Origin of the sequence: Flavobacterium psychraerolatum, from assembly GCF_025960985.1 — a bacterium.
Lineage (GTDB): Bacteria > Bacteroidota > Bacteroidia > Flavobacteriales > Flavobacteriaceae > Flavobacterium.
Map to the genome: position 1 here is coordinate 49949 of NZ_JAOQMX010000007.1, position 15063 is coordinate 65011.

Below are 15063 nucleotides of genomic sequence, written 5' to 3' on the forward strand. Positions count from 1 at the left end.
ATATTTTTAATCTTATTTGACTATATAAATTATGCAATCGCACTCCTGCGGATTTTCTTAAAATGGACCATCGATTTTTTACAAGTAATAAAATTCATTTTTTTTCTTTTGTTTAGCAAAGATATGAAATAATCTCAATCGCCGCTTATTATTTTTAATAAATTTAACCTTAATTGCACTAATTAACAGTTAATTGCATTTTCAATTCAAAATTTTGATAGTATTATCAAAAAACAAATCAATTAGGAGCTTTTTCTTCAAGTTCCTTTTAAAACTTCTCTATTCCGCTCCTCTGATTTGACTTCTCAAAAATACACTCCAAATCCTGATTGGATGTTAAGACCGCTTTAATTTACGGTTATTATAAAGTATCAAAAACGGCTTTCAAATCGGCTTTCAAATCTTCGATATTTTCTAATCCTACCGAAAGGCGAATTAAATCTTTCGAAACCCCTGAACCCAATTGTTGCTCCTCTGACAATTGTTGATGCGTTGTGCTTGATGGGTGAATGATTAATGATTTTGTATCTCCAATATTTGCTAACAAGGAAAACAATTTCGTGTCGTCAGCCACTTTTTTGGCAGCTTCAAATCCACCTTTCAATCCAAAAGTCAACAACCCATTTTGACCCTTTGGCAAATACTCTTTGGCCAAGTCATAATATTTGCTAGACTTCAATCCTGGATAATTTACCCAAGCTACTTGATCTTGTCCTTCCAACCATTCGGCCAATGCCAAACCATTTTCACTGTGTCTTTGCACACGCACAGACAACGTCTCTAATCCTTGAATAATCTGGAACGCATTTAACGGACTCAAAGCTGCACCATAATCACGCAATCCTTCAACTCTAACTTTGGCAATAAAAGCTGCCGCACCTAGCGCATCATGATACACCAAACCATGGTATCCAGCATTTGGCTCTGTAAACTCAGGAAAACGTCCGCTGCTCCAGTCAAAAGTTCCTGCATCAATAACAGCTCCACCAAGTGAAGTTCCGTTACCGCAAATGTATTTCGTTAACGAGTGGATAACAATGTTGGCACCATGTGCAATTGGATTTAGCAAAGCAGGTGAAGGCACTGTATTATCAACCATAAAGGGAACTTTCAATTTATTGGCCACCAAAGCTATAGCTTTCAAATCCAAAACATCCAATTTAGGGTTACCAAGACTTTCTACAAAAATTACTTTTGTATTTTCATTTGCTGCATTTTCAAAATTTGCTGCATCAGAAGGGTCAACAAAAGTCGTAGTAATTCCTAAACGGGGTAAAGTGGAATTTAACAAATTAAACGTTCCACCATACAAACTGCTTGACGCTACAATATGGTCACCTGTTTTCAAAATAGTCAATAATGAAGTTGCAATCGCCGCCGTACCAGATGCGGTAACGACTGCTGCTATTCCACCTTCAAGTGCTGCCAAACGTTGCTCCAAAATATCATTGGTTGGATTGTTCAAACGTGTGTAGATAAAACCCGCCTCAGCCAAACCAAATAAGTTAGCCGCATGTTCAGAATTGTTAAAAACATACGAAGACGTTTGGTAAATAGGCACCGCTCGTGTTCCTGCGTGTTTTGTAACATCGTGTCCTGCGTGTAATGCGTTAGTCTCAAATTTTAAAGTACTCATGATTTATTTATTAGTGTATTAGTATCTATTTCAAAAAAAAAGCCTTCCAATTTCTCGGGAGGCTTTGCTATATCATTTTACTTCATATTAAGTAATAGTAAGACTCCAGAACGATTTCTGTTTGGTCATCCACATGCAAAACGAAGTTGATTTCATCTTTTTAACAATTTTTACCCAAATTTCTTAAACTATTTCCATTTATCCAAATGATTTTAGATTAATTAACAATTTACTTAATTGAATTCGGGAATGGAAGGATTTCGTTTCTCGTCTATAACGCTACTACTCTAAACTATATTTCTTGACTTGGCTATCACAATCGCAAGGATACCTTCTGAAACTTCGGTATGATCGGGAGTGTTTTTTGTTTATTATTTGTAGGAAAGTTTTATTACATTTGTAAAAAGTAAAGAAACGAAATGAAACTTTCGTAAAGCCACCTAATTTTGGGTGTATAAGCGAAGGTTCGCTTCGCCTATTTACACGTTGTACGCAAGATTAAAAAAAATCCCGTGTTAAAAAGAAAATATCATAAAAATATAGAAAAAGAAATTGCTAAAGTTGAAAACCTTTTAGCAGATAAAAACTTCATCATTCTGAATGATTCTTTTCCTATTGATAATTGTGAAATTGAGTTATCTAAAAATAATGACAAAAACAATTTTGACTTTAACCTAAAATTAAAAACAAAATTAAACCCTGACCAAATAACATTCCAAAAATTAGGCTTAAACGAAAATTTTAGAGTTGTTTCAAATAATGTAACATACATAATTCCTGCAAAAGGAACGACTAAAATTTCGGCTAAAAGTTTTGCCCAATCAGAAAACATAAAAGGAGAACTTTCAACATTGCATTCTGAACTATTTCCATTAGAATTGAATTCATTTTTTCGATTGCTTATTAAAATAGAAGAATCAAATTTAACAACAATATTTCTTGGTTCAGAATATTCCTGTAACGAAACACATTATAGTCTTGGTTTAATAAATATAGAAATTGAAAATAGAATTTTTCATACTTACCGTTATAAAAAAAATGAAATCAATTATTTAGTAATTGAATGCTTAAACGAAATTAATTTTCAATTATTTAGAAATATTTGTGAAACAACACTTAAATCAATTGGCTTTTTAACTGGAAACTGGTATCAAAAAGAACATTACTTTTTTTCATATGAATCTTTATATTTTGAAGAACCATCAACATTTTATTATTGTTATTTTGGCAATTCTGTAATTTCAAATCAAGAAATAATTAATCCACAACAATATAGACAATTCATAAATACAGATTGTCAAGACTATCCAAAACTTACACCTCTACTTTTTCCTGAATAAACATTGTCAATATTAATAACTCAAATAAAATCAAAACCTGAATTAGAAAGAACAATAGAGTTGATTATTGAAGGAAATGAAATTGAATCTCCTTTAATTAAATGTTCAATATTCAGCGTTGCTCTTGAAACTACAACATCACTAATACAATTAGAAAATAAAATATTTTTTGCCCCAATAAAAAACACAAAAAACCTAAATTCAGTCTTGAAAGAATTACAATCAATTATTGATAAAGAAAAAACAAATTTTACGGAATTAGAACACACTGTTCTATTAAAAAAAATAACATATTTAAATACACCATTTAATAAAGATAAGTTTTTACTATCCTACAAACTTTATAATATTGAATTACCTCAAAAACTTGAATTATTATTAAATACTCGAAATAAGTTTCTGCACGGTAAAACACCTTATGAAGAAGGATTATTAAAAACAAAAATTAAAGAATTACACCTTGAAGCTGACAGACTTCATATGTTAGTATCAATTTTAATTTTAAAATATATAGGATATAAAGGACATATCAAAAATCAAGCTGGTTACAGATTAGAAACTAAAAATTATTACGATGAAGATAATATTGAAATTAACGAAAGTGCATTTTACTGTATATAAATCCTGCGTACAACAGCAAAGGTTTCGTTGGGCTTGAAAAGTCAACAATGAAACCGCGGTTGAACGGAACCGCTCTACTTCCGCCACTATGGGGATATCGATAAACAAGTTTAGGTTATTTAAGAGGACAAAGTGTCCTCTTTTTTTTTGAGTATATTTTAGGGTAAGCTTACAGTGAATCCCTTTTCCAAAATTTTAAAAAAAACATCTGATTGCACTATATCCCTGTGCGATATAGCTTTATTAAACATACAATTTTTCTGTCGTACATTTCAATTATTTTCTTATATTTGAATAAAGTAAACGGAGGTTTTTTCACAGACTGACGTTGGCAGTAAGGCAAATGACGACAAACAAGACAATAAATCAATTAATAACATAAAAACATGACAACATTAACAAGAAAAAATGCGTGGAATCAAGGCGGTACATTTTCTAATCTTGATCTCTTGTGGTACGCTAAAGCTGTTCGTGAAATGCAGTCCCGTGCATTGAATGATGAAATAAGTTGGTGGTTTTTCGCTGCGATGCATGGAAATAATTGGCCGGAGATTCTTTCACCACCTATTGTACCCAATACGCCTATGCCATCTCCTAATCAAGTTAAACAGTATTGGGACCAATGTCAGCACGGCACTTGGTTTTTTCTTCCTTGGCATCGTGGCTACCTCTACGCAGTTGAGGATGTACTTCGGGAGATAATTATAAGTATCGGAGGTCCTAACGATTGGGCTTTACCATACTGGAATTATTTTGGAAATGGAAATCAATTCCAAATACCACCTGCATTTACCCAGCAAACACTGCCTGATGATAGTCCCAATCCTCTTTTAGTCAATGCCAGATATGGACCTACTAACAATGGTAATGTCTTTATCCCTTTGTCTGCTTGGAATATCAATCAAGAATGTCAAAAGCAGGAACTTTATGAAGGCGACCAACCTTATTTTTATGGAGGCTTAGCAACTGGTTTTGAACATTCAGGTTATGATAATAGAGGTAGCATTGAAAACAATCCTCACAATATTGTGCACGGTGCCATAGGAGGGCAAAATCCTCAAACAGGCCTTGGTGGATTAATGTCTAGTCCTAGCACAGCAGGTCTTGACCCTATTTTTTATTTACACCATTGCAATATTGACCGTATGTGGGCTGCTTGGAATTTTACAGGAAAAAATAATCCTAATGAATCACTGTGGCTTAACGGACCGACAGCTACTGGTGATAGAAAGTTTTTTATGCCAAAGCCGGACAGGTCTGCGTGGCAATTTACGCCACGTATGGTCAATAGCATCAGCCAACTCAATTATACTTATGATGACTTATCATTAGGGGCAACACCTATATTGGCAAGTAAAAGCACAGTTAGGCTACGTAATTTTGGGGTTATACTAAATGAAACGAAAAAAACTGATGATGATATGAAACAAAATGGTAATTCAGAATTGGTTGGAGCAAACAATAATTCAATTGTGTTGGGCGCTTCAGGAACACGCACAAGTGTTATTCTTGATTCCAAAGGTTGGAATAAGGTAACAAAAAGCCTTAACAAACTACTTTTGACAGAAAACTTAAAAGAAGTTTCTTCTAATGATCTTCCTGATGAAGTTTACTTGCAATTAGAAGGTGTTAAAGGAGAAGAAGATTCTATTGTTTGCACGGTTTCTGTAAATCATCAATATGTTGATCATATTTCTCTTTTTGGTCTTCATAATGCTTCCTCAAAAGATGGTTCTCACGGAGGCGCAGGACTGACAATAAAATTGGATATCACCAAAATTGTTGACAAAATGCAAATTAACGGTGTAATCGATGTCAATTCTTTGGACGTACTTATTCAGCCAGTAAATATAATAGCAGCAGGTAATGAATTAACTATCGACAGAATAAGTATCTATCGTAAAACCAACAAATAATTGTATGAGGCTATCGAATAGAACTAAAACAGCAATTAATGTTGTGCTTCTAAGCATAAGTTTTATAACCTGGATACTACTTTTGCTAAATCCTGGACAACTTATGACAGTTGGACACTGCCACGTTTCAGATTCGGGAGCTTCAGCAGCATCACTGAGTATGTTACTTGAAATGAATCCATTTCATACACTTTTAGTTGGGTGGTTGTTGATGGTGGTTGCTATGATGCTTCCCAAACTTATTATTCCAATTCAACAGATCTACTCAAAAAGCTTTAAACATATTCGTTTCCCTTCTTCCTTACTTTTTGTATTTGGATACATTACAATATGGACTATTGTGGGGGTTTTTATGATTTCCCTAATTCTTGGATTCCATTTAGTGATGCCTAATTCATATCTTCCTGCCATTGGGTTAGGTATTACTGCAATCATTTGGCAATTTTCACCACTTAAGCAACTCTTTCTTAATCGAGGACATAACCATTGGACATTATCTGCATTTGGTTTTCGTGCATATAAAGATGCATTTTTGTATGGAATGATGCACGGCGTTTGGTGTGTCGGGGCAGGTTGGGCATTAATGTTGTTTCCAATGGTACTACCCTATGGACATAATTTTGCAATGATTATTGTGACTTCCATAATGATTAGCGAACATTTAGAACATCCACAAAGACCCTCTTGGAATTTAAACTTACGTCCCAAATTATTATTTTTTGTTATTTCCCAAATAAAAATTAGAAAATAGAAACCATGGCAATTGATGTTGACCCTTAAATAATCACTTATATACAATCGCTAAGATCTCGTTCGACCTGAAAAGCCAACTCCCGAGCGATAGCAAACAGATGCACTAATAAAACCATGATTCAATCCTTCGGCTGTCGCTCAGGACTGCCTCACCGCTCTACTGTCACCAGATCGAATACAATGAAAGGAAATTTATCTTTATAATCTACCTAAAAACAGTCACCCATCAAATCATAACCCCCAATGAATAAAATACAAATTTTTCTTCTACTGTTTTTTATGATTTCGAATGCCGTTCTGAGTCAAACAAGCGTTAGTTATTTAAAAATGGCAGATTCCGCTTATACTGCAGGCAACAAAGACAAAGCGAAAGAATTATATACAACTGCTGCGAGCATGAACAATCCTGATGCACATTATGCGCTTGCGTATAAGTACGTACTGACCGACGAAGAACGTATTTTCCATTACTCGGAAGCGGCCAAAATGGGACATCAGGAATCTGTTGGAGCAATGTTTGAGGCTCTTTTGTTTCGTGCTAACAGCCTAACACTAGCAAATCCAGAGCAGGCACTCGAAATATACAACCAAGCAAAGGCTCAGAATCCATCATTAACTATTTTTAATGAAAAAGAGTATCTCGCAACGGTGAAAAAGTGTGTCGAAGCAGGACCTTTCGATGCAAAAAAATTTATTGAGCAATATAATATTAAGGAGAATGAACTAAATGGCCCTTATAGTATTTGGGAACTAGCGGAAGAAGCCTCTCGCGGCGGACGATTTGGTAAGCCCAATACAAAACTGGTTTTGCAACTCATAAGCCGAGGAAGCTTTGTACCAGCTGAATTGGAATTTGCTGTAGATTCTATTTATAAAAATTGGAAAGCTAACAAACCCTTCGTATTTAACATTTGTGATTATGTGAGCAGCGGCAGTGGTTTATCTTACTGCTCAGCAAAAGCAGAGAAGCAAGCCAATAAAGAGTATAGCATTCGAATTGAAAAACTTACGGCTAGATTGCAGCACAATGCTGGTAATTTATTGTTGCCTACCTTTACTGTTGCCGAAAAATTTATTGAAGAAAAAGCATGGAAAGAAGAGTTAAACGGCGGTACGGGTTATGCTGCTTGGACCAGAGCATCTATAATGAAACAAAAGAATGACTATTTAAATTTAGTCGAAAAGATAAATAAAGGAATAAAACCTGATACGCTTGCTAACTGTAATGAGGCTGATCGCAAATTAAACAAAACCTATCAACGTATTGTAAGTCAATTAAAGAAAAAGCCCATAAATGATTTTAATGCTTCTGTCGACTACGAGGGTCTCCGCTCGGTACAGCGTTTATGGATTGGCTATCGCGATGCATCAGCGGTACTTTTTCACCAACTAGCCCCTTCGATAAGTGAAATAGTTTGGAAAAACTGGTTAACAGAAATAAGAACCAAAGAACTGAATCAAATTTTAGAATTTAGCTACTAATTTTTCATTTCTTAAAATACCAAAGGAATTGCTACCGTTTCATTTCGCCTCTACAGAAACAAGAAAACAATATTAAACTTAAAATAAAAAACGATGCTAAGACCAACGAAAGACAATTATGTCATTTCAATTAGTTTTAGCATCGTTGTAATTTTATTGCTAAATTACTTTATTTCATTGTTGGATAGTCGGTATATCCCTTTGCTCCTGCTGTATAAAATGTATCTGCATCCCATTCGGTCAAAGCTACACCTTGTTCAAAACGTTCTACTAGATCTGGATTTGAAATAAATGGTTTTCCATAGGCAACCAAATCAGCATCTCCGTTTGCAATTACTTTATCCCCTTTTTCTTTATCAAATGCAGTATTGATAATCAATGTTCCATTGTACAAAGGACGGAAATGTTTTGCGATTTCAGTAACTGCAAAAGGTACTTCGGAAACATCTGTAAAAGGCTCCGACAAATGCACATAAGCCAAATCATATTCGTTTAATTTTTTGATAATATATTCGAAAGTTGGAATGGTCTCTTTATCGACTTCCATTCCGAACATCCCGTGGCAAGAAGGATTAAAACGAGCTCCTATTTTTTGTTCTGGCATTACTTCTTTCATAGCATCTAAAACTTCAAAGAAAAAACGCGCTCTATTTTCGATACTTCCACCATATTCATCAGTACGGGTATTAGAACATCCGTTGAAGAATTGCTGGAATAAATAGCCGTTTGAAGAATGGATTTCGACACCATCAAAACCTGCTTTGATTGCATTTGCTCCTGCTGTTTGAAAATCTTTTACTGTTCTCTTGATATCTTCAATCGTCATTTCTTTTGGTGTCACGGTATCTTTGAAACCAGTATAAGTAAATGCTTTTGCCTCTGGATTTATTGCAGATGCAGACACTGGCAAAGCACCGTTATGAAAATCAGGATGTGAGATACGTCCAACATGCCATAACTGTATAAATATTTTACCGTTTTTGTCGTGTACCCGTTTGGTCACTTTTTTCCAACCTTCGACTTGTTCTGCAGTATAAATCCCAGGAGTATTGATATACCCTACTGCTTCTGCCGAAACTTGAGATCCTTCGGTAATTAATAAACCGGCCGAAGCGCGTTGCTCATAATACAACCCTTGCAAATCATCTGTTGCTACATTGCCTTCATTTGCCGCTCTACTGCGGGTCATCGGTGCCATGACAACTCTATTTCTCAAATCAAGGTTATTACTTTTATAGGGTGTTAAGACATTTTTTGTGCTCATGTTACTGTATTTCTAAGTTAGTATTGACACAAAATTAAAAAAACTAAAAGCGATAGCAATTGACTTGGATCAATTAGGAGATCTTTAACTTTCGTCTAACCCTACTTAAATTTTCGGGAGAAACACCTAGATAGTTGGCAATATCATAATTGGCAACTCGGTTTTCTATATTCGAATAGGAAGTACAAAATTCAACATAGCGTTGTTGTGTGTTTTTTTCTTGGGCAGATAATATGCGTTTGCGTTGCGAGATAAAAGCTTCGGTTACTAAAATTCGGAAATAGCGTTCAAAAATAGGCGCTTTTTCGAATACATGATTTAGACTGTCACTGTCTATTGACAACAACAAAGAATCTTCTATGGCCTCGATGTAAATGCTAGAGGGAGTATTGTTGTAGAAAGCGTCAAAATCTCCAACCCACCAATTTTCTACTGCAAATTGTATAATGTGTTGATTTCCTTTCACATCCATATAGTAGGCCTTTAAACAACCTTTGACCACAAAAAATTCATCTTTTACATGGTTGCCTGGTTGGAGTAAAAATGTGCCTTTGGGAACGGTTACTTCATTTAACATTCCGTTAAAAAATATGACGTCGTCCTCTTTTGGACTGATGTGTTGATAGACGTGCTGAAGTATTGATTGATGCATGGTACAAATATCATAAAATGTTTCGCTTTTTACAATAACAAAAACAAGGATTATCAAATTTCAGAATCGCTTTTCGGTGTAGAATAAAAGGAAACAGATCAAATGAATTAGCTATCATGAAGCCAGAGATTAAACGGATTAATTATCGAAAAACAGAGATCTAATAAAACTAAAAAATACTCCTAATAATTGCGAACGTGAACAACGTAGGTATCAAAAAAAACGCTTATTTTTGAGAAGCGCATTTATTTTTGGAATGTGCCCCAAATCTCAAAACTATTTAATACAATGTTTCAAAACAATGCAATCGATTTTGATTTACTCAAAAAACGTGCCTACAATTTAAGATGGGCCACCGTTCCCGAAGGTGTCATTCCGCTTACAGCTGCAGACCCCGATTTTAAAAGCGCTCCCGAAATTGCCGAAGCGATTTCTAAATTTGCCAAAGACCGCTACTTTTGTTATACGCCTCCCGAAGGACTTCCGGAATTCAAGGAAAGTATTGCAACTTATTTCCAACAACGTCGTAATGTTCCTGTGCAACCCGAATTTGCTTTTCCTGTGGACAGTGCTGCTTTTGGTATTTTTTTGACTTGCAAAGCTTTTTTGAATATTGGTGACGAGGCTATCATTTTTGATCCTGTTGATTTTTTATTCCGTTATTCGATTGAAAATGTGGGTGGAAAAGCAGTTCCTTTTGCTATTCCCCCAGGAACTTCTGAGCTGGATTTTGATGCTATAGAACACTTAATTACCAAACGTACCAAAATGATTTGCTTGTGCAACCCACTTAATCCTACTGGAAAAGTTTTTACCAGAAAGGAACTTACAACATTGGGAAAATTTGCCTGTAAATACAATTTAATTATTTTGTCTGATGAAATATGGAGTGATATCGTCTTTAAACCTGCTGTATTCACGAGCATTGCTTCAATTAATGATGAAATTCGAAATCAAACCATAACCATTACTGGCTTTAGCAAATCCTACGGACTAGCGGGCTTGCGCATTGGAGCGGTGATTGCTCACAATCAAAAGCACTTTAATTTATTAATGGACATCTCTTTGCACAATTCTACAGTGCATGGTGCCACAGTTTTATCTCAAGTGGCTGCTACTGCTGCTCTCAACGAATGTGGATATTACCTAGACCATTTTGTATCACACCTCACAAAGATGAGAACACTACTTGTAGACGAGCTCAATACGATTCCTAGTTTTAATTGCATTGCTCCCGAGGGTTGCTACGTTGCATTTACCAACATCACAGCAACTAAAAAATCCAGTCAAGAAATTTACGAAATCTTACTACAAGAGGCCAAAGTAGCAGTAGTACCTGGACTGAAGCAATGGTTTGGAGAAGGTGCCGAAGGTCATATCCGGATGAGTTTTGCCACGTCTGAAGAAGTGATTCAAGAGGCAATGTACCGCATTAAAACCGTGTTGAAATGAAAGCGGTGATTCTAGGCGGTGGTATAGCCGGAATGACTATGGCGCTATTGTTACGAAAAGAAAACTGGCAAGTCATAATCAATGAGCGCGCAGCGAGTATGCTCAATCAAGGTCATGCCTTCTTGATGAGTGCTGATGGACTTTCCATTTTAGCTGAATTTTCTAAAGAACAGACTTGTACCTTACACAAACAAAATGTCAATTTATTTAGTTTAAAAAGACCTAATGGAGACGAAGAGATCCGAATCAAGTTGGATGGATGGCACTGCATGAAACGTGTGGAACTTATCTCATACTTATATTCTTTTTTCACGAATGAAACTTTAAAGATGGGACGTGTTTTTTCTCATTTTTTATACGAAAATAATAAAGCTAGCGCTGCTGTATTTGAAAATGGAGAAATAGAGTACGGCGATCTTTTTATAGGTGCCGACGGTAGCAACTCCAAAGTAAGAGAAGCACTGTTTGGTAAAGTAACTTTTACGCCAGTGGAGGTGAACGAGATAGTTGGGATTTCAAAAAAAAGAGCTATCGATGATCCTGAAAAAGTAGTTTTCCAGAAATACCAAAGTAAGATCAAAGGTTTAGCATTTGGTTTTATTCCCGCTTCTTGTGATGAATCGGTTTGGTTTATGCAATATGATGTAAAACTTGCTACAGGACATGAAGGGCAAAGTCCTGAGGCACTAAAAGAGTTTTGCTATAAAATGCTTGAAGAATTTCCAGATGAGGTGAGAGCAGTTCTTGACGTCAATGATTTTGCTACTTCGTACATCTGGAAAACAAGAGATTTCAATACTTTACCTACTTTTCACAAAGACAATGTAGTTTTGATTGGTGATGCGGCACATTTGGCTCTTCCGTTTACAAGTGCAGGAACAACCAACGCACTTCTTGACGCCCAAACATTGACAAGTACCCTAATGACATCGGCTACACTTGAAAGTGCTTTTGAACGTTTTTATCAAGAACGCTCTGCCGATCTAACGAACCATCTTGAACAAGGTCGTCTATTGAAGAAAACTTTCTTGGAACCTGAGAAACACAGTGAAAGAGGTTATATTTTACCACTGGTAACCGACAAAGACAAAAATGAAACTACAGATCGTAAGCCACTAAAGATAACTTATTTCACAGACCCAATTTGCTCTACATGCTGGGTGATTCAACCCGTATTACGAAAATTAAAATTGGAATACGGCAATTATTTAAATTTTGAGTATCTCATGGGCGGGCTATTACCTTCTTGGGATAATTATACCCGTGGCAGGATCAAAAACGCTACCGATGTCGCCAAACACTGGGAAGAGGTAAGCAAAGAACACAATACCCCACTGGATGGTGATATTTGGATAGACGATCCATTGGACTCCTCCTACCCTCCATCAATAGCATTTAAGGCCGCACAGCTTCAAAGCAACGATAAGGCAATCTCGTTTTTGAGAAGGATGCAAGAAATGATTTTTATCGAAAAAAAGAATATCAGTAAATGGCCAGAAATTGAGAAAGCAGCTTTAACCTGTGGATTGGATTCAGCTTTACTATTTAAAGATCTAAAAGTAAAAGGACTGGGACTTTTTCAGGAAGATTTGGACTATGCCAAAGAACTAAATATCACTTCTTTTCCAACGATACTATTTTCAATAGACAACGAAATCAAAACGACACTTGCTGGCCTGCACCCCTATGAAAAATTTGAAGAAATTCTTCGACAGTATCTTCCTGACCTCTCCAAAAGCACAATCAAAATCACTCCAGAATCTATGTTTCAACTTTTTAACAACATGACTGAATCGGAATATGCTTTTATAACCAATCAAACGGTTGAAGAGAGCCAACAAATTTTAAGTAATTTATTTAAAAAAGGAGTCATTAAAAAATATGACAGTAAAAATGGTTCCTTTTGGACTTATATCGAACCCTCAAAAAGAAAAAAAAGTAGCGTTTGGTAATCACTTTGCTCGTATAGACAACCTAGGAATGAAAAAAATCTTTAAATTAGTTCGTAGGAAGCTATATATAGAAAAGGAATACAGATTAAAAAACAGTACCACAGCCTAATAAACTAATAAAAAAGGGAAATTAACCAATTGATTATCATGCAAACTTTCTAGCTTTAGCCGAAATATTTTCATTATTTGGCTAAAGCTTTTTCATACTACTTCTTAACATTACTATAAACTAAAAGGCAACTCCTACAAATAATTATAAAATTTATTCTCTGCAATTACTTTTTTGGATAAACTCAACTACTATCAAGTTTAACCACATCCTGTTTTGTTCAATCTGCTCAACATCTGTGGCCAAAAAAAAGTATACCAAAATAAAAAAACACTTCTATTCCCGACTACAATGACCATTTGAAACTGCAAATGGTTCTATGTGAAATTAATTTTGGCCCTTTTTAATTTAAAAAATAAGTTAAGAATAATTTGCAATCCAAAATCGTTTCATACCTTTGCACCTCAAAATACAAGAGGAAAAATTTGAACTGATTGCAACCTCTTCATAATGAACTTAGTTGATTATGAGTGCCAAAGTTTTTTTGGTAGAAAAAAATGCTAAAGCAGATACTCTCCTTTAGTCCTTTTTTCGCAATTATTTTTCCTCGCTTAATTTTAAAAAATATTTATTATGGCTTATTTATTTACGTCAGAATCTGTGAGCGAAGGACATCCAGATAAGATTGCAGACCAAATTTCGGATGCATTGATTGACAACTTTTTGGCCTTTGACGCAGATTCAAAAGTAGCTTGTGAAACACTAGTTACAACAGGTCAAGTGATTCTAGCTGGAGAGGTAAAATCAAATACATACTTGGATGTACAACATATTGCTCGTGAAGTAATTCGAAAAATTGGATATACGAAAAGTGAATACATGTTTGAAGCAAATTCTTGCGGTATTTTATCGGCTATCCACGAACAATCTGCAGATATCAATCAAGGTGTTGACCGTTCTAGCCCAGAGGAGCAAGGAGCAGGTGACCAAGGAATGATGTTTGGTTATGCAACCAACGAAACAGAAAACTACATGCCATTGGCATTGGATTTATCCCATAGTTTATTGAAAGAATTGGCAATTTTAAGACGTGAAAACAAGGAGATTCCTTATTTACGTCCGGATGCTAAATCTCAAGTAACGTTAGAATACAGCGATGACAATGTGCCTGTGCGCATCGAAGCGATTGTAATCTCTACACAACACGATGATTTTGACGAAGAGCAAGCAATGCTTGCAAAAATCAAGAAAGATATTGTGGAGATTTTAATCCCAAGAATCATTGCTAAGAACCCAACTATTGCTCACTTATTTAACGATAAAATTCAATACCATATTAACCCAACTGGGAAATTTGTGATTGGAGGTCCTCACGGTGATACTGGTTTGACTGGTAGAAAAATTATCGTGGATACTTACGGTGGTAAAGGTGCTCACGGTGGTGGTGCTTTCTCTGGAAAAGATCCTTCAAAGGTGGACAGAAGTGCTGCTTATGCAACACGTCATATTGCCAAAAACTTAGTTGCTGCTGGTGTTGCTGACGAAATCTTGGTTCAAGTATCGTATGCAATTGGTGTTGCAAAACCTATGGGAATCTTTATTGAGACTTACGGTAAAGCTAAAGTAAACTTGACAGATGGCGAAATTGCCAAAAAAGTAGAAGCAATCTTTGATATGCGCCCTTACTTTATTGAGCAACGTTTGAAATTGAGAAACCCAATTTACAGTGAAACTGCTGCTTACGGACACATGGGACGTACGCCTGAAACGGTTTCTAAAACGTTCTCTGCTCCAGGTGGTTTAACAAAAACTGTTGAGGTAGAATTGTTTACTTGGGAAAAATTGGATTTTGTTGATCAAGTAAAAGCAGCTTTCGGATTGTAATATTCTGAACTGTTATATAATTTTAAAGGCTGTCTTGATTGTAAGACAGCCTTTTTTTAGCA

Annotated in this window: 11 protein-coding genes; 8 read left to right on the plus strand and 3 right to left on the minus strand. The window is 35.5% G+C overall.

The genetic code is table 11. From position 1 onward, the window contains the following. Nucleotides 1-361: 361 nt before the first annotated feature. Complete coding sequence (locus tag M2326_RS04535) at nt 362-1636, minus strand: O-acetylhomoserine aminocarboxypropyltransferase/cysteine synthase family protein (protein WP_264618366.1); 1275 nt, start codon at nt 1634-1636, stop codon at nt 362-364. 512 nt (nt 1637-2148) lie between these two features. Here M2326_RS04535 and M2326_RS04540 point away from each other — a divergent pair. The 5 genes from M2326_RS04540 to M2326_RS04560 all read left to right on the plus strand — a co-directional run bounded on the left by M2326_RS04540 (nt 2149) and on the right by M2326_RS04560 (nt 7748). Beyond that, nucleotides 2149-2976, plus strand: a complete 828-nt coding sequence (locus M2326_RS04540; protein ID WP_264618367.1) for a hypothetical protein — start codon at nt 2149-2151, stop codon at nt 2974-2976. A gap of 3 nt (nt 2977-2979) precedes the next feature. Next, nucleotides 2980-3597, plus strand: a complete 618-nt coding sequence (locus M2326_RS04545; protein ID WP_264618368.1) for a hypothetical protein — start codon at nt 2980-2982, stop codon at nt 3595-3597. Nucleotides 3598-3983: 386 nt separating this feature from the next. Next, the gene (locus M2326_RS04550; RefSeq protein WP_264618369.1) at nt 3984-5513 is read left to right on the plus strand and encodes a tyrosinase family protein; all 1530 of its coding nucleotides are present in this window, start codon (nt 3984-3986) and stop codon (nt 5511-5513) included. A gap of 4 nt (nt 5514-5517) precedes the next feature. Further along, entirely contained in the window at nt 5518-6264 is a 747-nt protein-coding gene (locus M2326_RS04555) for a DUF2182 domain-containing protein (protein ID WP_264618370.1), read from the plus strand. 329 nt (nt 6265-6593) lie between these two features. Continuing rightward, entirely contained in the window at nt 6594-7748 is a 1155-nt protein-coding gene (locus M2326_RS04560; protein WP_264618371.1) for a lysozyme inhibitor LprI family protein, read from the plus strand. 169 nt (nt 7749-7917) lie between these two features. On the opposite strand, the gene M2326_RS04565 is transcribed toward M2326_RS04560, so the two are convergent. Next, nucleotides 7918-9012 carry an alkene reductase gene (locus M2326_RS04565; RefSeq protein WP_264618372.1) on the minus strand — a complete coding sequence of 365 codons (1095 nt, stop codon included), beginning with the start codon at nt 9010-9012 and terminating at the stop codon, nt 7918-7920. A gap of 73 nt (nt 9013-9085) precedes the next feature. Further along, complete coding sequence (locus M2326_RS04570) at nt 9086-9664, minus strand: Crp/Fnr family transcriptional regulator (protein ID WP_264618373.1); 579 nt, start codon at nt 9662-9664, stop codon at nt 9086-9088. A 288-nt stretch (nt 9665-9952) separates the two neighbouring features. Between M2326_RS04570 and M2326_RS04575 the strand changes: the two genes are divergently transcribed. The 3 genes from M2326_RS04575 (at nt 9953) to metK (ending at nt 15001) form a co-directional block, all read left to right on the plus strand. Continuing rightward, a complete protein-coding gene (locus M2326_RS04575; protein WP_264618374.1) occupies nt 9953-11116 on the plus strand; it encodes a pyridoxal phosphate-dependent aminotransferase in 1164 nt (387 codons plus the stop codon). Continuing rightward, nucleotides 11113-13068 carry a DsbA family protein gene (locus M2326_RS04580; protein WP_264618375.1) on the plus strand — a complete coding sequence of 652 codons (1956 nt, stop codon included), beginning with the start codon at nt 11113-11115 and terminating at the stop codon, nt 13066-13068. Before M2326_RS04575 ends, M2326_RS04580 begins: the two co-directional genes overlap by 4 nt. Before the next feature lie 682 nt (nt 13069-13750). After that, nucleotides 13751-15001, plus strand: coding sequence for a methionine adenosyltransferase (metK, locus tag M2326_RS04585; protein ID WP_264618376.1), 1251 nt, complete (start codon nt 13751-13753; stop codon nt 14999-15001). Nucleotides 15002-15063 lie beyond the last annotated feature (62 nt).

Bases quoted from the DNA above. Each gene is read 5' to 3' on its own strand.
- M2326_RS04535 (WP_264618366.1), bottom strand. From the start codon at position 1,636: ATGAGTACTTTAAAATTTGAGACTAACGCATTACACGCAGGACACGAT.
- M2326_RS04550 (WP_264618369.1), top strand. From the start codon at position 3,984: ATGACAACATTAACAAGAAAAAATGCGTGGAATCAAGGCGGTACATTT.
- M2326_RS04555 (WP_264618370.1), top strand. From the start codon at position 5,518: ATGAGGCTATCGAATAGAACTAAAACAGCAATTAATGTTGTGCTTCTA.
- M2326_RS04560 (WP_264618371.1), top strand. From the start codon at position 6,594: ATGGCAGATTCCGCTTATACTGCAGGCAACAAAGACAAAGCGAAAGAA.
- M2326_RS04565 (WP_264618372.1), bottom strand. From the start codon at position 9,012: ATGAGCACAAAAAATGTCTTAACACCCTATAAAAGTAATAACCTTGAT.
- M2326_RS04570 (WP_264618373.1), bottom strand. From the start codon at position 9,664: ATGCATCAATCAATACTTCAGCACGTCTATCAACACATCAGTCCAAAA.
- M2326_RS04575 (WP_264618374.1), top strand. From the start codon at position 9,953: ATGTTTCAAAACAATGCAATCGATTTTGATTTACTCAAAAAACGTGCC.
- M2326_RS04580 (WP_264618375.1), top strand. From the start codon at position 11,113: ATGAAAGCGGTGATTCTAGGCGGTGGTATAGCCGGAATGACTATGGCG.
- metK (WP_264618376.1), top strand. From the start codon at position 13,751: ATGGCTTATTTATTTACGTCAGAATCTGTGAGCGAAGGACATCCAGAT.